The 20,689-nt window shown below is 73.0% G+C and carries 15 protein-coding genes; 5 read left to right on the forward strand and 10 right to left on the reverse strand.

Translation table 11 applies throughout. The features are described 5' to 3' along the window. Window positions 1–5: 5 nt before the first annotated feature. The 6 genes from truB to FU792_RS09650 form a co-directional block, all read right to left on the reverse strand. Window positions 6–935, reverse strand: a complete 930-nt coding sequence (truB, locus tag FU792_RS09625) for a tRNA pseudouridine(55) synthase TruB (RefSeq protein ID WP_022925669.1) — start codon at window positions 933–935, stop codon at window positions 6–8. Then, entirely contained in the window at window positions 932–1,441 is a 510-nt protein-coding gene (gene rbfA / locus FU792_RS09630; RefSeq protein ID WP_022925670.1) for a 30S ribosome-binding factor RbfA, read from the reverse strand. The genes truB and rbfA overlap by 4 nt, the downstream gene beginning before the upstream one ends. Window positions 1,442–1,573: 132 nt before the next feature. Next, the gene (gene infB / locus FU792_RS09635; protein WP_028131144.1) at window positions 1,574–4,405 is read right to left on the reverse strand and encodes a translation initiation factor IF-2; all 2,832 of its coding nucleotides are present in this window, start codon (window positions 4,403–4,405) and stop codon (window positions 1,574–1,576) included. A gap of 197 nt (window positions 4,406–4,602) precedes the next feature. Continuing rightward, window positions 4,603–4,917, reverse strand: a complete 315-nt coding sequence (locus FU792_RS09640) for a DUF448 domain-containing protein (protein ID WP_022925673.1) — start codon at window positions 4,915–4,917, stop codon at window positions 4,603–4,605. Window position 4,918: 1 nt separating this feature from the next. After that, a complete protein-coding gene (gene nusA, locus FU792_RS09645) occupies window positions 4,919–5,950 on the reverse strand; it encodes a transcription termination factor NusA (protein ID WP_022925674.1) in 1,032 nt (343 codons plus the stop codon). Continuing rightward, window positions 5,950–6,462: a ribosome maturation factor RimP gene (locus FU792_RS09650; RefSeq protein ID WP_022925675.1), complete on the reverse strand. Its 513-nt coding sequence runs from the start codon at window positions 6,460–6,462 to the stop codon at window positions 5,950–5,952. The genes nusA and FU792_RS09650 overlap by 1 nt, the downstream gene beginning before the upstream one ends. A 109-nt stretch (window positions 6,463–6,571) precedes the next feature. Between FU792_RS09650 and FU792_RS09655 the strand changes: the two genes are divergently transcribed. From FU792_RS09655 to FU792_RS09665, 3 genes are all read left to right on the forward strand, one after another. Then, entirely contained in the window at window positions 6,572–7,534 is a 963-nt protein-coding gene (locus FU792_RS09655; RefSeq protein ID WP_022925676.1) for a ferritin family protein, read from the forward strand. Window positions 7,535–7,643: 109 nt separating this feature from the next. Beyond that, the gene (locus FU792_RS09660; protein WP_022925677.1) at window positions 7,644–9,584 is read left to right on the forward strand and encodes a thioredoxin domain-containing protein; all 1,941 of its coding nucleotides are present in this window, start codon (window positions 7,644–7,646) and stop codon (window positions 9,582–9,584) included. A 38-nt stretch (window positions 9,585–9,622) separates the two neighbouring features. Continuing rightward, entirely contained in the window at window positions 9,623–12,049 is a 2,427-nt protein-coding gene (locus FU792_RS09665; protein ID WP_149814714.1) for a CapA family protein, read from the forward strand. Window positions 12,050–12,053: 4 nt separating this feature from the next. On the opposite strand, the gene FU792_RS09670 is transcribed toward FU792_RS09665, so the two are convergent. From FU792_RS09670 to FU792_RS09685, 4 genes are all read right to left on the reverse strand, one after another. Then, window positions 12,054–12,854: a TSUP family transporter gene (locus FU792_RS09670; RefSeq protein WP_022925680.1), complete on the reverse strand. Its 801-nt coding sequence runs from the start codon at window positions 12,852–12,854 to the stop codon at window positions 12,054–12,056. Window positions 12,855–12,868: 14 nt separating this feature from the next. Beyond that, entirely contained in the window at window positions 12,869–14,668 is a 1,800-nt protein-coding gene (locus FU792_RS09675) for a proline--tRNA ligase (protein WP_033419009.1), read from the reverse strand. A gap of 121 nt (window positions 14,669–14,789) precedes the next feature. Then, window positions 14,790–15,995 carry a cysteine desulfurase-like protein gene (locus FU792_RS09680; protein WP_022925682.1) on the reverse strand — a complete coding sequence of 402 codons (1,206 nt, stop codon included), beginning with the start codon at window positions 15,993–15,995 and terminating at the stop codon, window positions 14,790–14,792. A gap of 84 nt (window positions 15,996–16,079) precedes the next feature. Then, window positions 16,080–17,663: a M28 family metallopeptidase gene (locus tag FU792_RS09685; RefSeq protein ID WP_028131147.1), complete on the reverse strand. Its 1,584-nt coding sequence runs from the start codon at window positions 17,661–17,663 to the stop codon at window positions 16,080–16,082. A 111-nt stretch (window positions 17,664–17,774) separates the two neighbouring features. Here FU792_RS09685 and FU792_RS09690 point away from each other — a divergent pair, with 111 nt between their 5' ends. Next, window positions 17,775–18,611: an alpha/beta hydrolase gene (locus FU792_RS09690; protein ID WP_022925684.1), complete on the forward strand. Its 837-nt coding sequence runs from the start codon at window positions 17,775–17,777 to the stop codon at window positions 18,609–18,611. A gap of 12 nt (window positions 18,612–18,623) precedes the next feature. Then, a complete protein-coding gene (locus tag FU792_RS09695) occupies window positions 18,624–20,684 on the forward strand; it encodes a prolyl oligopeptidase family serine peptidase (protein WP_022925685.1) in 2,061 nt (686 codons plus the stop codon). Window positions 20,685–20,689 lie beyond the last annotated feature (5 nt).

A 20,689-nucleotide genomic window follows, 5' to 3' on the forward strand; every position in this document is an offset into this window, starting at 1 on the left:
TCACTCTAGCTCTCGCCGGCCGGGACGAGGACCACGTGGGCACGGGCCTGCTCGGCCCGCTCGTCCAGGACGGCGACGAGCCTGCCGTCCGGGCCGAAGGCCGCCACGGGCTCCTCGCGTCCCGGGCGGGCGGAGGCCACGCGCTGCCCGTAGCCCAGGGCCCGTGCCTCCGGCTCGTCGAGCTCGCGCACCGCCAGCGCGCTCCGGGCCGCCACCGCGAGCGGGATCAGGTGCCTCTCGGCGCCGTCCGCCTCGAGCGACTCCAGGGTCACGGCACGGTCCAGGTCCAGGCCGCCGACCCTCGTCCGCCGCAGGGCGGTGAGGTGCCCGCCGACGCCCAGCGCGGCACCCAGGTCGCGGGCGAGGGCCCGGACGTAGGTGCCGGAGGACACCTCGACCCGCACGTCCAGGTCCAGGTGCGGACCCGACCTGTGCCTGTCCAGCACCTCGAACCGGCTCACCGTCACCGGCCGTGCGGTGAGCTCGACGTCCTGCCCGGAGCGCACCCTCGCGTAGGACCGCACCCCGTCGACCTTGATCGCGCTCACGGCGCTCGGGACCTGCTCGAGCTCACCGGTCAGTCCGCCCACGGCGGCGTCGATGTCGTCATCGGTGACGCCGGAGACGTCGGCACGACGGACGACCTCCCCCTCGGCGTCGTCGGTGACGGTGCTCTCCCCCAGCCTGATCGTCGCCTCGTAGGCCTTGTCGTGGCCGACGAGGAAGGTGAGCAGCTTGGTGCCGCGCCCGACGCCGAGCACGAGCACACCGGTCGCCATGGGGTCCAGCGTGCCGGCGTGGCCGACCCTGCGGGTGCGGCACAGCCGCCGCGCCCGGGCGACCACGTCGTGGCTCGTCCACCCGGTCGGCTTGTCGACCACGAGCAGACCGTCACCCACGCTGGGACCGGGCAGCCGCGCCTCGGCGGCGCTCATCGAGAGCGGTCCGCGCCCGATGCCTGGTCGTCGGGCAGTCCGTCCGGGAGCGGGTCGGCGTCGGCGACCTGCTCGTCGGTCTCGTCCGTCCGCGGCTTGCGATAGGGATCGGCCTCGCCCGCATACCCCGTCGCCACCCGGCCCGCCGCGAGCTCGGCGTCGCGCTCGGCCACCCGGCGCAGCAGGTCGTCCATGTGCTGCGCGTCCTCGGGCAGCGCGTCGAGGATGAACTCCAGGGTCGGCGTGAGCCGGATGCCGAGGCCCTTGCCCACGAACGAGCGCAGCCGGCCCCGGTAGTCCTGCAGGATCTCCGCGGCCGTCTCCCGGTCCGCGTCGTCCCCCAGCACGGTGTAGAACACGCTGGCGTGCTGCAGGTCGCCGGTCACCCGGACGTCGGTGATCGTGATGAATCCGACCCGCTCGTCCTTGACCACCTGTGACAGGCCCTGGGTGACCAGCTGCTTGGTGCGCTCGGCGATGCGTCGGGCGCGTGCCGGGTCCGCCATGACTCCTCCTCGACGTCGGTGACTGCTGCGGTGCCCGGCCCATCCTACGAAGGGGCAGGAGGAGGCACCGTGGGCGCGGGTCGGCCCCTCCCGGTGCAGGAAGGGGCCGACCCGGATCCGGTCCGTGCCGGGTCAGGTGCGCGGGATCTCGCGCATCTCGTAGGTGGTGATGAGGTCGTCGGCCTGGAGGTCGTTGAACGACCCCAGGTTGACGCCGCACTCGAAGCCCTCGCGGACCTCGGTGACGTCGTCCTTGAACCGCCGCAGCCCGGCGATCTGCAGACCCTCGGTGATGACGACGCCGTCCCGGGTGATCCGGGCCTTCGCACCGCGTCGCATCTCGCCGCTCCTGACCAGGCAGCCGGCGACGTTGCCGAACTTCGAGCTGCGGAAGATCTCGCGGACCTCCGCCGTGCCCGTCTCGACCTCCTCGTACTCCGGCTTGAGCATGCCCTTGAGGGCGTTCTCGATGTCCTCGATGGCCTGGTAGATCACCGAGTAGTAGCGGATCTCAACACCCTCCTTGTCCGCGTAGTCGGCGTTCTGCCCCTCCGCGCGGACGTTGAAGCCGAGGATCACCGCGTCCGAGGCGACGGCGAGGTTGATGTTGTTCATCGTGATCGCGCCGACGCCGCGGTCGATGATCCGCAGGTCGACCTCGTCGCCGACGTCGATCTGCAGCAGCGCGTCCTCCAGCGCCTCCACCGAACCGGACACGTCGCCCTTGAGGATGAGGTTGAGGGTCTCGACCTTGCCCTGCGCGAGGGCTTGGTTGAGGTCCTCCAGGCTGATCCGCTTGCGCGACTTGGCCAGGGCGGCCTGCCGGTCGGCGGCCTCGCGCTTCTCGGCGATCTGCCGTGCCGTGCGGTCGTCCGGAGCGACGACGAAGGTGTCGCCGGCCCGGGCCACCGTGTCCATGCCGAGCACCTGGACCGGGCGCGAGGGAGTGGCCTCCTCGACGTTGGTGCCGTGCTCGTCGAGCATCGCCCGGACGCGACCGTGGCTGCCGCCGGAGACGATGGCGTCGCCGACCCGCAGCGTGCCCTGCTGGACCAGCACCGTCGCGACCGCGCCGCGCCCCTTGTCGAGGTTCGCCTCGATGGCGACACCGCGCGCGTCCTTGTCCGGGTTGGCCCGCAGGTCGAGCGCCGCGTCGGCCGTCAGCAGCACCGCATCGAGCAGTTCCTCGATGTTGAGCTGGTTCTTGGCGGAGACGTCGACGAACATCGTCTCACCGCCGTACTCCTCGGCGACGAGGTTGTACTCGGTCAGCTGACCGCGCACCTTGGCCGCGTCCGCACCGTCGACGTCGATCTTGTTGACCGCGACCACGATCGGCACGTCCGCCGCCTGGGCGTGGTTGAGCGCCTCGATCGTCTGCGGCATCACGCCGTCGTCGGCCGCGACCACGAGGATCGCGATGTCGGTCACCTTGGCGCCACGGGCACGCATGGCGGTGAACGCCTCGTGACCCGGGGTGTCGATGAAGGTGATCGCACGCTCCTGTCCGTCGTGCTCGGTGTGGACCTGGTAGGCGCCGATGTGCTGGGTGATGCCACCCGCCTCGTCGGCACCCACGTCGGCCTGCCGGATGGCGTCCAGCAGCCGGGTCTTCCCGTGGTCGACGTGACCCATGACGGTGACCACCGGGGGGCGGGCCTCGAGGTCCTCGTCGGACTCGGCGTCGGCCTCGGCCTCCAGGTCGATGTTGAAGGAGCTGAAGAGCTCGCGCTCCTCCTCCTCCGGCGAGACGACGCGGATGGTGTAGTCCAGCTCGGCACCGAGCACACCGAAGGTGTCCTCGTCGAGCGACTGCGTCGCGGTCGCCATCTCTCCCAGGTGGAAGAGCACGGTCACCAGCGACGCGGGGTCGACGTTGATCTTGTCCGCGAAGTCGGTCAGCGAGGCACCACGGCGCACCGTGATGGTCGCGCCGTTGCCACGGGGGACGTTGACGCCGCCGATGGCGGGCGCCTGCATCGCCTCGAACTCGGCGCGCTTGGCCCGCTTCGACTTGCGCCCACGGACCTTGCCACCGCCACGACCGAACGCGCCAGCCGTGCCGCCGCGACCGCGGGGGCCGCCACCGCGACCACCTGCGGGGCCACGGAAGCCTCCGGGACCACCACCGGGGCCTCCGGGGCCACCGCCGGGTCGACCGCGGCCGCCGCCCCGCGCGGGGCGCTCGCCGGGGCGCGGTACCGCCGTGCGCTCGGGCATCATGCCGGGGTTCGGGCGCGCGCCACCGGGGCGAGGCCCGGCGGCGCCGGTGCCCTGGCGTGCGGCCGGACGCTCCGCACCGCCACTACCACTGCCACCGCGGCTTCCGCCCGGTCGCGGCATACCCTGGCTCGTCGCGAACGGGTTGTTGCCCGGACGCGGGGCGCCACCGGGGCGATCGCCCTGGCCGCCCTGACCACCGCGGCGGTCGCGCGACTGCCCCATGCCCTGGTTGGAGCTGTAGGGGTTGTTGCCCGGACGCGGACCCGGCTTGGCGCCGGGGCGCGGGGCCTTCGGCGTCGCCTTGGCGGCCGGCGCCTGAGGGGTGGGCGACTGCTCCGGGGCAGACGGCGTCGCCGGGGCCTTCTCCTCGGTCGCGCTGGGCGCGGTCTGCGACGGGGCGGGCTTCTCGGTCCGCTCCGGGCGCGCGGGCGCCTCGGTCTTCTCGGCCGCCGGTGCAACCGGTGCGGGCGAGGGCCCGGGGGTCGGCGTCGGCCCCGGCTTGGGGCCGGGAGCCTTCGGTCCCGACGACGTCGGGGTCGTGGTGGAGGGAGCCTTGGTCGCCTCGCCCTGCGCCTGGTCGGCGTTGGCGGGCGGGTTCTCCCGGATCTTGCGGACGACGGGCGGTTCGATGGTCGACGAGGCCGACCTCACGAACTCTCCCTGGTCCTTCAGGTGGGCGAGCAGCTCTTTGCTCTCGACCCCGAGCTCTTTGGCGAGCTCATAAACCCTGAGCTTTGGCACGGTGTGGTGTCTCCTTGGTGTTGGCGCCACGACCGAACCCGCTCGGGGAGGTCGCAGCTAGTGCTGGTGGGTGCTCATCGCTGAGTACTCATCGGGTGCTCATCAGCGTCAAACCCGCTTCCGGTGTCCTCGATGACAGGCCCTGTCGTCGGGCCCGCCGGTGGTCTCACCCGGGCCAGGTGGCCCGGGTGGTGCTCTCAGCCGTGCTGCTGCGCGTGCCGGCGGACGTCGCCCAGGTCCACCTCGCCCGACGCCGGGAGGCGCAGGGCGCGGAGGAGAGCACGACGGGTGATCGCCGACTCCACGCACTCCGGGGCGGGGTGCACGTATGCACCTCGGCCCGGCAGCCGCCGCCGCACGTCCAGGACCACCCGCCATCGTGCGGGGGCATCCTGTCGTGCGACGAACCGCAGCAGCACGGTCTGCTCGCAGCGGGTCCGACATCCGACGCAGGTCCGCACCGGCGAGTGCCCGACCTGCGAGGTGGAGACGGCTCCGCTCCGACCTTCCACTCTACACGCCGGCGTCGGTCGCCGCGGCGTCCACCCCGCCGTCGACCTGCTCCTCGGTGTCGGCCCGGATGTCGATCTTCCACCCGGTCAGCCGGTTGGCCAGCCGGGCGTTCTGACCCTCGCGCCCGATGGCGAGGGACAGCTGGTAGTCGGGGACGACCACGCGTACCTGCTTGACCCGACCGTCGACGATGGTGGCCGAGGACACCCTGGCCGGAGACAGCGCCGCGGCGACGAACTGCGCCGGGTCGTCCACGTAGTCGACGATATCGATCTTCTCGCCCTGCAGCTCGGCCATGACGGCACGCACGCGCTGCCCCATCGGCCCGATGCACGCCCCCTTGGCGTTGACCCCGGGCACGGTGGAGTGCACGGCGATCTTGGTCCGGTGGCCCGCCTCACGCGCCACCGCCTGGATCTGGACGGTCCCGTCGGCGATCTCCGGCACCTCCAGGGCGAAGAGCCGGCGCACGAGGTTGGGGTGGGTCCGGGACAGGGTGACGTGCGGCCCGCGCAGGCCGCGCTTGGCGCTGACCACGAAGCAGCGCAGCCGCTGCCCGTGCTCGTAGCTCTCGCCGGGCACCTGCTCGGAGACGGGCAACTCCCCCTCGATCGTCCCGAAGTCGACGAGGACTCGGCGGGGGTCGTTGGACTGCTGGATGATGCCGGAGACGATGTCGCCCTCGCGGCCCCGGAAGTCGCCGAGCACGGCGTCGTCCTCGAGGTCGCGCATGCGCTGGGCGATGACCTGTCGGCCCGTGGCCGCCGCCACCCGCCCGAACCCCTCGGGGGTGTCGTCGTACTCAGGTCCGGGCTCCCCCGGCGTGCCGTCCTCGCTCACGGGAGGGTCCTCGCGGGCCCAGACGGTGACGTGCCCGGAGGCGCGGTCGAGCTCGACCCGGGCGTGCCGCGCGTGGCCGTCGACGCGCTGGTATGCCGAGAGCAGCGCCTGCTCGATGGCCTCGACGATGACGTCCATCGGGATCTCGCGCTCGCGCTCGAGCATGCGCAGCGCTGCCATGTCGATATCCATCATGCGTCCTTCCGCTCGGGGCTGCTGAACTCCACCTGGACCGTCGCCTTGGCCACGTCGGCCAGCGGCAGCGGGTCGTGGCCAGCGATCGTGAGGTGCTCCGGTCCGGCCTCCAGCAGTCGACCTTCCAGGGTGCTCCCGTCGGACCGGCTGACCTTGAGCAGCCGGCCCACGTTGCGTCGGAAGTGGGCGAACTCGGTGAGCGGCCGGTCCAGCCCGGTCGACCCGACCTCCAGGGTGTAGGGGCGCTCGCCCATGACCGAGCAGGTGTCCACCGCGGCGGACACGCTCCGGGTCGCCTCGGAGACCTCGTCCAGGCTCAGTGGCTGCACGGTCGAGGTGACGTCGTCGGGCGACAGGCCCGACAGGTCACGTGCCAGCAGCACCCGGACGAGGCGGCGGCGTCCTGCCTCCTGGACGGTCACGCCGTCCACCACGACGTCGAGATCGGTGTCCGCCAGCGCCTCGGTCGCGTGCCGCGTGATCGTGGCGGCGGCCGCGCGTGCGTCCATGGCGTGCTCCTCGTCTTCTGCTGTCGTGCCCGCGACGGGCGCGCACGGGTGGGTGGGCGCGGCGGTGCCGTCCGGGGCACACACCCTACCGTCTGCGAGGATGACGGTCATGCCACCCGTCCCGGTCCCCCGGCGCACCGCGCTGCGTGCCGCGGCCTGGGCGGGCGCGGCAGCGATGCTGTCCGGGTGCAGCGGTGACCGGCTGCGGACCCCGTGGGCTCCCGAGCCACCGGCCCAGGAGTCCGGTCCGGACGCACCGGACCTGCCGCTGATCCGTGCCGCACGTCACCGCGTCGCCGGTTACCGCAGCGCGCTCGCGCAGGTCGAACCGACGTCGGAGCAGCGGGCGCTCGTGCGCCGCCTCGACGAGCTGTGGACGCTCCAGGCGGAACGGTTGGAGCTGTTGCTCACCGCGCTCGAGCGCCCCTCGGGCAGCGATGATCCCGCAGTCGGCACGAGCCCGCCCGACGACGCCGCGACGAGCTCCGCACCGTCGGACCTGCTGACCCTGGGTCGCACGGTGCGCGCGGACCGAGAGGTGATGGTCGAGGAGATCGGCGCGTCGACCGCCACGAACCGCCCCATGCTGCTCTCCCTGGCGGCCCAGCAGCTGTTCAGCGCGGACCGGGCGGGGGCGCCGGTCGACTGGCCGGCGCTCAGCGGGCCGACCGGTGCCGCGGCGGTGCCGATCCTCGCGACCGCCCGTCCCGCGGTCTACGCCCTCGAGGTGGTCGCCGCCCGGTCCGGTGGCGAGGAGCGTGAGGCCTACGAGGCGGTCCTCGCTCCGCTGCGGGGGATGACCAGGACCCTGACCACGCTGGCCGGCGACGCCGCCCCGGTGCCACCGCTCGGCTACGACCTGCCCGAGCCGCTCGCGAGCCGCTCGGACCGCGAGGGGCTGGCCCGGGCGGTGGTCGCGGACATCGCCCCCGCGGTCCTGCGGGTCGCCGACCGCGCCGGGTCCGACCCCGCTCAGGTCGGGTCCACCCTGCGGCTCACGGTCGAGGCCACCGCATGGTCCCGCCGGCTCGGGGCCGGCACCACGGCCTTCCCCGGCATGACCCTGCCCTGAGGACCGCTCGATCGCGACGGTCCTCAGGGCACGGTGCGCCGAGGACCGTCGCACGTTGTCGCTCGGGCCGGCACCCCACCGGTGAGATCGGCCGAGGCAGACTGGGTGCATGCCCAACCGCCTGTCGTCCAGCACCTCGCCCTACCTCCAGCAGCACGCGGACAACCCGGTCGACTGGTGGGAGTGGGGCCCGGAGGCCTTCGAGGAGGCCGGGCGTCGCGGGGTGCCGGTCCTGCTCTCGGTGGGGTATGCCGCCTGCCACTGGTGCCACGTCATGGCGCACGAGTCCTTCGAGGACGACGAGGTCGCCGAGGTGCTGCGTGTCGGCTTCGTGACGGTGAAGGTCGACCGGGAGGAGCGCCCCGACGTCGACGCCGCCTACATGAGCGCGCTGACGGCCCTCACCGGGCAGGGCGGGTGGCCCATGACGTGCCTGCTCACGCCCACCGGTGAGCCCTTCTGGGCCGGCACCTACCTCCCGAGGGACGGCTTCCTCCAGCTGCTGCGGGCCGCGTCGGTGCAGTGGCAGCAGGACCGGCCACGGTTGGAGCACGGCGGCGCAGAGGTCGTGCGGACGCTCACCGAGGCGCAGCAGCGCGCAGCGGCAGGCGGCGCGGAGGGGCTGGACGCCCGACTCGCCGACGAGGCGGCGCGCTCTCTCGCGGCGGATGCCGACCCGCAGTGGGGAGGCTTCGGCGGCGCCCCGAAGTTCCCGCCCTCGATGGTCCTGGCCTTCCTGCTGCGGCACCACGCCCGGACGGGCGAGGCGCGCTCCCTGGAGATGGTGCGCCACACCTGCGAGCGGATGGCCCGCTCGGGGATGTACGACCAGGTGGGCGGCGGTTTCGCGAGGTATGCCGTGGACCGGGCCTGGGTGGTCCCGCACTTCGAGAAGATGCTCTACGACAACGCGCTGCTGCTGGGCGTCTACACCGACCTCGCCCGCACCGACCCGGCGTCCCGCCCCTGGGCAGAGCGCGTGGTCCGGGAGACCGTCGAGTGGCTCCTGCGCGAGCTGTGGACCGAGCAGGAGGCCTTCGCCAGCTCGCTGGACGCCGACACCGACGGGGTCGAGGGCGCCACCTACACCTGGACCCGCGACGAGCTGGTCGCCGCGCTGGGCGAAGGTGATGGGGAGCGGGCAGCCGACCTGCTCGGGGTCACCCCCGCGGGCACCTTCGAGCACGGTCGGTCGACCCTCCAGCTGATCGCCGACCCCGACGACGCGCCCTGGTGGGCAGCCACCCGGCAACGCCTGGACGTGCAGCGCAGCCTGCGCCCCCAGCCCGGCCGGGACGACAAGGTCGTCACGGCGTGGAACGGTCTGCTCGTGGCGGTGCTGGCGCACGCCGGCTGGGCCTTCGACGAGGAGGACTGGGTCGACGTCGCGGCCCGGTGCGCGCGCTTCCTCCTGCGCGAGCACGTGGTCGAGGGTCGGCTGCGGCGCAGCTCGCGGGACGGGACCGTCGGTGGCGCCCTCGCCGTGGCCGAGGACCACGGCAACCTCGCCGACGGTCTGCTCGCGCTGCACCGGGCGACCGGCGACCCGTCCTGGCTGGCGGCGGCCGATGACCTGCTCACGGCCGCACGGTCGCTCTTCGTGCGGCCGGACGGATCCGTCGCCGGCACCGGGACCGACGCAGACCGCCTGGTGCTGGACCCGACGACGACCGGGGACAACGCGGAGCCGGGAGGACTCTCCGCGATCGCGGTGGCCCTCGTGCGCCTGGGCGCCCAGGGCGGACCTCCCGGATGCTTCGAGGCGGCACGGGACGCGTTGACGCACGTCAGCGAGCAGGCCCGGCAGGCGCCCCGGTTCACCGGGTGGTCCCTCGTCGCGGCCGAGGAGCTGACCGCGGGACCGACGGTCGTCCGGCTCGGGCCCTCGGCGTCGCCAGAGCTCGCGGCGACCACGCGCCGGGCACCCGTCGGGACCCTGGTCCTGCACCGGTCGACCGACGGGCCGGCCGCTCCCCCGCCGTCGGCGGCCGTGGTCTGCCACGGCACCGTCTGCGGGCTGCCGACCGAGGACCCGGCCGCCCTGCCGTGAGGCTCGGCGACGGGGCCGGAGTTTGCGAGGATGGGGGCGTGCGCACCTCACCCGTCACCGCCGGTCTCACCCTGACGCTGCTGCTCGTCGGCTGCGGCCCGGGCGAGCAGGTCACCTCCGACACGGCTCCGACCACCGCAGCAGCCACGGGGGATGCCACGACCCCCACCTCGGAGAGCTCGGCCACCTCGGCACCGGTGGCGCAGGAGGATGCCACGAGCACGCCTCCCGACAGCGCCGCGCAGGGCACGACGGGGGCGGAGACGGCGGCGACGACCGCGACGAGGACACCCGGGACGACCAGCTCCGCGGAGCCGCGCGAGACCACCCCCGACTCCCCGTTGGCGGACGGGCCGGTGACGATCCTGCTCATCGGCACCGACTCCCGGGACCCCGCGTCGATGACCGGCGCGTCGGACACGATCATGCTCATGCACCTGCCGGAGGACCGGAGCGAGGTGGCCCTGGTCTCGCTCACCCGCGACATGTGGGTCGACATCCCCGGCATGGGGCAGGGCAAGATCAACGCCGCCTTCGCCCAGGGCGGGACCGACACCCTGCGCCGCACCGTCTCCGACCTGCTGGGCGGGGTCGAGATCGACTACGTCGTCCAGTCCAACTTCCAGGGCTTCATCAACCTCACCCGCTGGCTCGAGGGCTTCGAGGTCGACAACAAGCACGCCTCCTCCGTCACGGTCGGCTCCACCGGGCGCCAGGTCGTCTTCGACGAGGGACCACTGTGGTTGGAGAACACCGACGGGCTCATCTACAGCCGGCAGCGCAAGGGTCTCCCGCTGGGTGACCTCGACCGCACCGAGCGGCAGCGAGCCGTCCTCGTCGGCATGATGGGCCGCTGCAGGAGCGGCTCGCGGACGACCCTCGCGCCTTCCCCGAGCTGGTCGCAAACCTGCACGGCAACGTCAAGGTCACCGTCGACATCGACCTCCAGGACTTCGTCGCCCTCACCCCGCTGCTGCGCGAGCTCGACCGGAGACACCATCTCGCTCATGGTGCCGATCACCGGCTTCGACATGATCCAGGGACAGTCGGTCAACGTCGTCGACCGGAGCAGACCGGAGCGCTCGGGGCAGCCCTGCGCGAGGACGACGTCGGGCTACGTCGACCGCTGGGGCACCGGCTACGCCCCATGGGGCCTCACGCAGGACCCCGACAGCCGCCCCGCGGCTGGCCGTGGTCCTGCTCGGCCCGATGGCGGTGCTCGGCTGCACCGGGCCGCCCCCGCAGGACGGACCGCCGACGACGGCCCCGACCCGGTCGGATCCCCGACGCAGTCCCCCACCCGCTCCCTCCGACGACGGCCAGGAGGCCCCGCCACTCCCCCGACGTCGACCTCAGCGGCACCGGAGTCGGCCCCGAGCACGCAGCGCCCCTTCGCGCAGCGACCCTTCGAGATCACCATCGCCGCCACCGGGGACGTCCTGGCCCACCACGCCGTCAACGAGTCGGCCCGCGAGTTCGCCCGGCAGTCCGGCGGCGAGGACGTCTTCGACTACTCCCCCATGTTCGACGACGTCTCCCCGCTGCTGTCGGAGGCCGACCTCGCCCTGTGTCATCTCGAGACGCCGCTGTCGTCGGACCACTCGTCGCTGACCGCGCCCGGGACCCTGACCTTCAACACCCCGCCCGAGCTCGCGACAGCGCTGGCCGGTGCGGGGATCGACGGGTGCGACTTCGCGTCGAACCACACGATGGACCAGGGGCTCGAGGGACTCGCGACCACCGAGGCGGTGGTCCGGGACGCCGGTCTGGGGTATGCCGGGCCGACCGCGTCCCGGGACCGCTCCGGCCGGGCGGAGACCTACCGGGTCCCGGTCGCCTCGGGTGACCCCGTCACCGTGGCCCACCTGGCCTACACCTACACCTACCCCAACGAGGGCAGCCCGACGACGCACATCCCCGCCGAGGCACCCTGGCTCGAGCTCGCGTCGTGGCCCTCGATCGGCGGCGAGGGCATCCGGGAGCAGGCCCGGGCCGCGCGCCGCGAGGGCGCCGACGTGGTGGTCGTGTCGATGCACTGGGGCCAGGAGTACCAGGTCCTCCCGACGCAGGACCAGACCCGGCTCGCACGCGAGCTGCTGGAGTCGCCCGACGTCGACCTCGTCCTGGGCACCCACGCGCACGTGATCCAGCCCTGCGAGCGGATCGGGGAACAGCACGTCATCCACGGCCTGGGCAACGTCCTGTCGAACCAGGGCTTCGACGTCAACCCGGCGCTGGCCCCCGGCACCCAGGAGGGCATGGTGGCTGTCGCGACCGTGCGGCGGGACGACGAGGGCCGGCTGAGCACCGGGTTCGCCTACCACCCCACCCGGGTCGAGATCGACCCTGTCGACGGTGCGACCCACGTCGTCCGGCTCGTGGGACCGGACACCCCGACGTGGGAGCGCACCACCTCGGCCGTGGACCTGCTCGGCGGGTGCGGTGCCCGCGCGCTGCCGCCGTGAGCCGTCAGCCGAGGAGCTGCCGCCCGGTGTCCCAGCCGATCTTGAGGATGAAGGCGACCACGATGACCACGAAGACGACCCGGACGAAGCCGCTGCCGCGCGCGACCGCGACGCGTGCCCCGAGGTAGCCCCCGAGGACGTTGGCGGCTCCGAGCAGCAGGCCGACCGACCAGATCACGGCGCCCTGCGGCACGAAGACGACGAGCGCCGCGAGGTTGGTGGCGAGGTTGGCGATCTTGGCCTTCGCGCTCGCCTCGAGGAAGCCATACCCCAGGGCGCTGACCAGGGCGAAGACGAAGAACGAGCCGGTGCCCGGCCCGAGGGCGCCGTCGTAGGCCCCGACGACCACCCCGATGACGACCGCCGTCCCCAGGTGCTTGCGACGCGCATGGCCGAAGCGCAGCGCCTGCAGCTGTCCCATGGACGGCTTGAGCAGGGTGTAGGCCCCGACCGCCACGAGCACCACGAGGATGATGGGGTTGAAGGCTTCCTTGCTGATGAGGAAGGCCAGCGCCGCTCCGCCCGCGCTGCCGGCGAAGGCCGCCAGGGCGAGGGGGACCGCCGTGCGCAGGTCCGGGCGGATCCGGCGGAAGTAGGTGACCGAGCTCACCGTGGTGCCGCAGATCGAGCCCAGCTTGTTGGTGGCGAGCAGCTGCACCGGTGTCGCGCCGGGAAGGCCGACGAGCAGCGCCGGGAGCTGCACGAGCCCACCGCCACCGACAACCGCGTCGATGAAGCCCGCGGCGAGTCCCGCCAGGGCGAGGAAGACGACGACCCGAGGCTCCAGGTCCAGGCTCTCCAGCACGCCGGGGTATGCCGTCAGCCGCGAGCGGGAGCGTCGCCGCTGTCGGCGCCACCGACCTGCGCCCGCACCGCCGCCACGGCGTCCGCCACCACCACCTCGCGCCGGTCACCGGTGCGCCGGTCCTTGACCTCCAGCACGCCGTCGGCGAGGCCCTTGCCGACGACGACGATGGTGGGCACCCCGAGCAGCTCGGCGTCCTTGAACTTCACGCCGGGGCTGACCTTGGGCCGGTCGTCGTAGATGACCTCGAGCCCGGCCTCGCCGAGCTGGGCGACGAGACCCTCGGCGTGCTCGAAGACGGCCGCGTCCTTGCCGGTCGCGACGACGTGCACGTCGGCGGGCGCCAGCTCGCGTGGCCACACGAGCCCGAGGTCGTCGTGCGTCGCCTCCGCGACGGCGGCCACGGCGCGCGAGACCCCGACGCCGTAGGAACCCATGGTCACCGTCACGAGCTTGCCGTTCTCGTCCAGCACCTGCAGGCCCAGGGCCTCGGCATAGCTGCGGCCGAGCTGGAAGATGTGCCCCATCTCGATGCCGCGGGCGAGGGTGAGCGGGCCGGCCCCGTCGGGGCTGGGGTCGCCCTCGCGGATCTCGCCGGCCTGGATCGTGCCGTCGGCGGTGAAGTCACGTCCGACGACGAGGTCGAAGACATGCCTGCCGTGCTCGTCGGCGCCGGTGACCCAGGCCGAGCCCTGCGCGACGGACGGGTCGAGGAGGTATCTGATACCACTGCTCCGCTGCTCCCCCAGCACGCCGGGGCCGATGTAGCCCTTGGCCAGCATCGGGTAGGCGGCGAAGTCGGCCTCCTCGAAGGGGCGCCAGGAGGCCGGCGCCACCTGGGCCTCGAGCCGCTTGGCGTCGACCTCGCGGTCGCCGGGCAGGCCGATGGCCAGCGGCTCGGTGCTGCCGTCCGGGTGCTCGAGCATGACGACGACGTTCTTCAGCGTGTCGGCGGCGGTCCATCCGCGCCCGTCCGCGCGCGGGTGCAGCGCGTCGGCCTGCGCCACGAGGGTCGCGATGGTGGGACTGTCCGGGGTGTCCTCGACGTGGGCCGCCGGGGTGGCCTCGACCGTGGCCACGTCGACCGCGGGAGCCTGGGGCACGACGACCGCCTCGACGTTGGCGGCATACCCGGACGCCTCGCAGCGCACGAAGGTGTCCTCCCCCACCGGGCTGACGGCGAGGAACTCCTCACTGGCCGAGCCGCCCATCGCCCCGGAGTCTGCGTAGACGATGACGTAGTCGAAGCCGAGCCGGTCGAAGATCCTGACGTAGGCCTCGCGGTGACGTCGGTAGGCCTGCTCCAGCCCCGCGTCGTCGACGTCGAAGGAGTAGGAGTCCTTCATGATGAACTCGCGCCCGCGCAGCAGCCCGGCGCGGGGGCGCGCCTCGTCGCGGTACTTCGTCTGGATCTGGTAGAGCGTGAGCGGCAGCTCCTTGTAGGAGCTGAACATGTCCTTGACCGCGAGGGTGAACATCTCCTCGTGGGTGGGGCCGAGCAGCATGTCGTTGCCCTTGCGGTCCTGCAGCCGGAAGATGAGCGGGCCGTACTCGGTCCACCGGTTGGTCGCCTCGTAGGGCTCGCGCGGCAGCAGCGCGGGAAAGCTCAGCTCCTGGCCGCCGATCGCGTCCATCTCCTCACGGACGATCGCCTCGACCTTGCGCAGCACCTTCAGACCCAGCGGCAGCCAGGAGTAGATGCCCGGGGCGGCCCGCCGGATGTAGCCGGCCCGCACGAGCAGCTTGTGCCCGGGCAGCTCGGCGTCGGCCGGGTCCTCGCGCAGGGTCCGCAGGAACAGGGTCGACAGGCGCATGACCACGTGGGGGCACTCCTCGGGGTGGCAGGGGGATTCGTCGCGGTATGCCGGTGCGCACCGGCGCTACGAGGGTACCCGGCGCGCGGCTCCCGCCTCGACGGGTTTGCGCGGGCGTCTCTCAGGCGGAGACCGCCTGCGCGACACCGTCCACGAGGCGGTCGACCTCTCTCGCCGTGGTGTAGGGCGCCATGCCGGCCCGGACGCCGCCGGCCGCGCCGAGACCGAGGCGGTGGGACAGCTCCCAGGCGTAGAAGTGCGAGGCCGGCGCGTTGACGTCCAGGCTCGCGAGGTGCCGGTGGATCGCCGCCGGGTCCACGCCGTCGACGGTGAACAGCAACGTCGGCGTCCGGCGCTGCGCCCGCGACCAGAGGGTGAGCCCCGGGATCGCTGACAGCCCCTCTTCCGCGCGTCGGCGCATGCCGTCCTCGTGCTCCTCGATCACGGTGAAGGCGGAGGTGAGCCGCTCCGGCCGGGTGGACCCCTCCCCCAGCGAGGCGATGAGGTCGACCGCGGCCGTCGCTCCCGCGAGCAGCTCGTAGGGCAGCGTGCCGAGCTCGAACCGCTCGGGGACGGCGTCGGTGGAGGGCAGCAGCTTGTCCGGCCGGAGCCGCTCCAGCAGCTCGGCGCGGCCGGTCTGCACGCCGAGGTGCGGCCCGAAGAACTTGTAGGGCGAGCAGGAGAGCAGGTCGGCGCCCAGGGCGGCGGTGTCGATCCGGTCGTGGGCCGCCAGGTGGACGGCGTCGACGTGGACGAGGGCTCCGACCTCGTGGGCTGCCGCGCTGATCGCCGGCAGGTCGGGCCGGGTGCCGATGAGGTTGGCGGCACCGGTCACCGCGACCAGGCGCGTCCGGTCGGACAGGACGGCGGTCACGGCCTCCACCGGCAGCTCGCCGGTGGCAGGGTCCACCTCGGCCCACCGGACGGTCGCGCCGACCGCGAGCGCGGCGGTGACCCAGGGACGGATGTTGCCGTCGTGGTCCAGGGAGGTGACGACCACCTCGTCGCCCGGACCCCAGCCCTGGCACCGGGCGAGGGTGCGGGCGAGGTCCATGGTCAGCGCGGTCATGCTGCGGCCGAAGATCACGGTCGCCGGGTCGACAGCCAGCAGGTCGCCCAGGGCCGACCGCGCCGCGCGCACCGTCTCCTCGGCCCGGCGCTCGGAGTCCGTTACCGTGCCGCGGTTGGACAGCGGGCTGGTCAGCGTGCTCGCCACGGCCTCGGCGACCACGGCGGGGGTCTGCGAGCCGCCGGGTCCGTCGAAGAACGCGGTCCCTCCGGCGAGCGAGGGGAACTGTGCACGGACGGCGTCGACGTCGAGCGGCATACCGCTCAGCCTAGGTCCTGGCAGACCGGAGGCCCGGCGGGCGTGTGCCCGCCGGGCCTCGCTCGACCAGCGTGGCTCAGTGCCTCACTGGTGCTCGTCCTCGTGGTCGTGGTCGTGGTCGTCGCCACCCAGCGGACCGGCGAAGGTGTGCTCGGGACCGGCGGGGGCCGGGATCTCGAACCTCCCGGGGACCGCACGCCCCGGGACGCCGTTCACCGCCTCGGTCGACGCGGCGTAACGGAAGACAGCGAAGGCCACGGCGTCGGCGTTGACGTCCAGGGCGCCCTCGTCCAGGTTGTCGATGGTGTCGCACTCCTGGTGGTAGCACTGGTCGAAGGACTCGCCCGCGACGCCGCCCCAGATCTCCTGCTGCTCCGGCGTCTTGACGACCTCGGCGCCGGTGAAGAGCCCACCGGAGGGGATGCCGTTGTCGATGAACGCCTGGTAGTCGCTCCGGCCGCTGAAGGCGGAGTCGTCGTAGGGCTCACCGCGCAGCGTGTAGAACGACTCGAAGGTCTCCTCGATGTCCTCCGAGCCCTCGGGGACGACGACCGGTGCGGCGAAGCTGGACTGGTCGGCGTCGTAGACGCCGAGGTAGTAGTTCGGCGAGCCGATCATGTCGAAGTTGAGGTAGAGCGCGATCTCGTCGAGCTCGGCCTCGCTGCGCTGGTCGACCCAGGTGCGGGAGCCCAGGAGGCCCAGCTCCTCGGCACCCCACCACGCGAAGCGCACGGTGTTGTGCGGGCGGCTCTTGGACATCTGCTCGGCCACCTCCAGCAGGCCGGCCGAGCCGGACCCGTTGTCGTTGATGCCGGGGCCGGCCGGGACCGAGTCGAGGTGCGCGCCGGCCATGACGACGTTGCCGTCGGTGCGTCCGGCGAGCTCGCCGATGACGTTGTATGACGTCGCGCCGTAGAAGTCGACGGCGATCCGGGCCGTGGAGCCCTCCTGCGCGAGCGACTCGCCGGCGGCGTAGGAGGTGCCGACGACCGGGATGTCGACGACGCCGTCACCACCCAGGGTCGGGTTGAGCACGCCGGTCCGGTCGGCGGCGTCGGTGTCGCCCTGGTTGAAGATGACGACCCCGGAGGCACCGGCGGCCTCGGCGTTGACCGCCTTGTCGGCGAACGGGCACGATCCCCGCTGGACGAGCGCGATCGCGCCGCTGGGGAAGCCCGCGAAGTCCTCGGCCTGGCAGCCGCTGGAGTTCGCGCGCGGCGGGTCGAGGTTGATGTCGACCGGCACCACCTCCGCGGTGACGTCACCCTCACCGGTCCCCGTGGCGTCGGCGTGCGGCCACTCCGTCTGCTGCGGGGTGAGCTGCTCGAGGGTGGAGTCGACGGCGTCGTAGGTGAAGGGCACGACCTCGGCCGACCACCCCGCCGACTCCAGGACCTCGACGACGTAGTCGACGCTGGCGTCGTAGCCGGGCGTCAGGGAGGCGCGGTTGCCCCCGTTGTCGTCCGCGATCTGCTGGAAGGTCTCGAGGTGCTCCATGACACCGTCGACACGGACGCACTCCAGGAGCTTGGCGTAGGTGTTGTTGCTGCGGTTGTCGCACCCGTTCTTCGACGGTGCGGCACCCGAGGGTGCCGCCACCAGGGCGGACGTGACCATGGCACCGGCCGCAGCGGCGGCCAGCGTCCCTCGACGACGGGACAGGCTCATGAGGACTCCTTCGTCTCTCGTGTGGTGTCGGCCCGGGACGGGACCGACACCACACCTCAGCAGACCGTTCCGACAGACGCCCACCGGACGGGCCTGTCCTAGCCTGGGGCGATGCAGCTCGACGCCTCGGACCTCCTGCCCGTCCGCGAGGACGGGATCCTCGGTGACCTGCGGATGTGGCCAGACCTGGAGCTGCCCCACCTGGACCGGCGCAGCAAGGTGTACGTCTGGCTGCCGCCCGACTATGACGGCTCGTCGGACCGCTACCCGGTGCTCTACCTCCACGACGGGCACAACATGTTCCTCCCGCGGGCCTCCTTCGCCGGAGAGGTGTGGCACGTGGACCGTGCCATGACCCGCCTGGCGGCCGAGGGCATCGAGGTGGTCGTCGTCGCGGTGCCCTGTCATCCCGAGCTGCGCGGTGAGGAGTACACCCGCTACGCGCACCCGGAGCACGGCGGCGGAAGGGCGGCCGACTACGGACGGTTCCTGCTCGACGAGCTCAAGCCGGCAGTCGACGACGTCCTGCGCACCCGGCCCGGGCCCGAGCACACCGTCGTCGCGGGCAGCTCGCTCGGCGCGGTGGTGAGCGCCGACCTCTGGGCGAGCAGGCCGGACGTGGTCGGCGGCGCCGGGCTCTTCTCCCCGGCCTTCTGGTGGCCGGGCGAGCAGGCGCTGGCCGACGTCGAGGACGCCGCCGTGACGAGGGCCGTCACGGTCCCGGGTCGGGTCTACCTGGACGTGGGCGGCCAGGAGGAGCCGGACGACCCGGAGATCCAGCAGCGGTACGTCCTCGACGCGGAGCGGCTGCTGGGTTCGCTGCGGCGAGCCGGTGTGCCCGTCCGCTACGTCTACGACTCCGGCGCCCGGCACGTCGAGGCCGCCTGGGCCGAGCGCGTCGGTCCGGCCATCGCCTGGCTGCTGCGCGGGTCCGTCACCGCGGTGTGATGGCATAGCCGGATGACGACCACCTCCTCCCCCGCCGATCCGCACCGCTGGCTCGAGGAGGTGGAGTCGGATGCCGCCCTCGCGTGGGTCCGCGAGCGCAGCGCGACCAGTGAGCGGACGCTCCAGGCGCACCCCCTCCACGACGAGCTGCACGCCGGGATCCAGGACGCGCTCGAGGCGAGCGACCGCATACCTCTCGTCGCCCAGGTCGGTGACCACCTCTACGGCTTCTGGACCGACGCCGAGCACCCTCGCGGCGTCTGGCGACGCACCACCTGGGAGTCCTACCGCACCGAGCACCCGCGCTGGGAGGTGCTCGTCGACGTCGACGCGCTGGCGGCGCAGGAGGACGTCCCGTGGGTCTGGCAGGGAGCCCGGGTGCTCCGGCCCGACGCCGACCGCGCCCTCGTGCACCTGTCCCGGGGCGGCTCGGACGCCGGCACCACCCGCGAGCTGGACCTGACGACCGGGGAGTTCGTGCCGGCGCCGGAGGGCTTCGCCAAGCCCGAGGCGAAGGGCAGCCTGACCTGGCGGGACCGGGACCACGTCTACCTCACCACCGCGGACGACCCGACGGGCGCGACCCGCTCGGGCTACCCCCGGACGGCCCGCCTCTGGCGCCGCGGCACCCCGATGGCGCAGGCCGAGGTCGTCCACACGATCCCCGAGGAGGACCTGGGACTCTTCGTCCAGCACGACCAGGAGCAGGGGCAGACCGTGCTCCACCACGCGGTGGCCTTCTACCGCAGTCACACGCTCGTGCTCACCGACGAGGGGGTGCAGCGCCTCGACCTGCCCGAGAGCGCCGAGACCTCGATCCACGGCGAGCACGTCGCGGTCCGCCTCCGGCACGCCTGGGAGCCCGGCCCTGGCACATCCTTCCCCGCGGGCTCCCTCGTCGTGGCCCCGCTGGCGGACGTCCTGGCCGACGCCGGCTCCGCGGCCTGGACGACGCTGGTCGCCCCGGACGACCGGTCGGCCCTGCTCGACCTCACCTGGACCGCCTCCCGGCTGGTGACCACCACCCTCGTCGACGTCCGGCACACCGTCCAGGCGCACCGGCATACCGATCAGGGGTGGGAGACCAAGGACCTGACGGACGCGTTGGACATCGGCCTGCGCACGGTCAGCGTCGCGGCGGTCGACCAGCACCGCAGCGACGACCTGTGGCTCGTGACGACCGGCTTCCTGCAGCCCATGCGGCTGTCGCTGGTCCGGACAGGTGCAGGCGCGGACGTCGAGGTCGAGGTGCTCAAGGCCGCACCGGAGCGCTTCGACGCGACCGGGCTCACGGTGACCCAGGAGTGGGCGACGTCCGCCGACGGGACACCGGTCCCCTACTGGCAGGTGAGTCCCGCCGACCTGCCCGCGGACGGCTCCACCCCGACGGTCCTGCACGGCTACGGCGGCTTCGAGCACGCCCTCACACCCGCCTACGACCCGATCGTGGGTCGGGCGTGGCTGGCGCACGGCCACGTCCACGTCGTCGCCGGCATCCGCGGCGGTGGGGAGTTCGGGCCGCGCTGGCACCAGGCGGCGCTGCAGGAGAGCAGGCACCGGGCCTACGAGGACTTCGTCGCGGTCGCGCGCGACCTGGTCGCCCGGGGCGTCACCTCGGTCCCCCGCCTCGGCACCACCGGGCGGAGCAACGGCGGCCTGCTGGTCGGCAACATGCTGACCGGATATCCCGAGGACTTCGGGGCGGTGGTGTGCCAGGTGCCGCTGCTCGACATGGCGCGCTACCACGAGCTGCTGGCCGGGGCGTCCTGGATGGCGGAGTACGGCGACCCCGACGATCCCGAGCAGTGGGAGTGGCTGCGCACCTTCTCGCCCTACCAGCGTTTCGACCCGGACCGCCCGACACCTCCGGTCTACCTCGCCACGTCCACCCGGGACGACCGGGTGCACCCCGGCCACGCGCGCAAGATGGCGGCGCTGCTGGAGGAGCACGGCCGGGACGTCACTTACTGGGAGAACACCGAGGGTGGTCACGGCGGGGCCAGCACGGCGGCGCAGTGGGCGACCTGGCACGCGCTGGCCTGGACCTTCCTGCACGCGCGGCTCACCGGCTGAGCCGG

Source organism: Serinicoccus marinus DSM 15273 (assembly GCF_008386315.1).
Lineage (GTDB): Bacteria > Actinomycetota > Actinomycetes > Actinomycetales > Dermatophilaceae > Ornithinicoccus > Ornithinicoccus marinus.

Excerpts from the sequence above, each read along its gene's own strand:
- FU792_RS09660 (WP_022925677.1), top strand. The coding sequence starts at position 7,644 with ATGCCCAACCGCCTGTCGTCCAGCACCTCGCCCTACCTCCAGCAGCAC.
- FU792_RS09650 (WP_022925675.1), bottom strand. The coding sequence starts at position 6,462 with ATGGACGCACGCGCGGCCGCCGCCACGATCACGCGGCACGCGACCGAG.
- FU792_RS09680 (WP_022925682.1), bottom strand. The coding sequence starts at position 15,995 with ATGCCGCTCGACGTCGACGCCGTCCGTGCACAGTTCCCCTCGCTCGCC.
- rbfA (WP_022925670.1), bottom strand. The coding sequence starts at position 1,441 with ATGGCGGACCCGGCACGCGCCCGACGCATCGCCGAGCGCACCAAGCAG.
- FU792_RS09690 (WP_022925684.1), top strand. The coding sequence starts at position 17,775 with ATGCAGCTCGACGCCTCGGACCTCCTGCCCGTCCGCGAGGACGGGATC.
- nusA (WP_022925674.1), bottom strand. The coding sequence starts at position 5,950 with ATGGATATCGACATGGCAGCGCTGCGCATGCTCGAGCGCGAGCGCGAG.
- FU792_RS09685 (WP_028131147.1), bottom strand. The coding sequence starts at position 17,663 with ATGAGCCTGTCCCGTCGTCGAGGGACGCTGGCCGCCGCTGCGGCCGGT.
- truB (WP_022925669.1), bottom strand. The coding sequence starts at position 935 with ATGAGCGCCGCCGAGGCGCGGCTGCCCGGTCCCAGCGTGGGTGACGGT.
- FU792_RS09695 (WP_022925685.1), top strand. The coding sequence starts at position 18,624 with ATGACGACCACCTCCTCCCCCGCCGATCCGCACCGCTGGCTCGAGGAG.
- FU792_RS09675 (WP_033419009.1), bottom strand. The coding sequence starts at position 14,668 with ATGCGCCTGTCGACCCTGTTCCTGCGGACCCTGCGCGAGGACCCGGCC.
- FU792_RS09655 (WP_022925676.1), top strand. The coding sequence starts at position 6,572 with ATGCCACCCGTCCCGGTCCCCCGGCGCACCGCGCTGCGTGCCGCGGCC.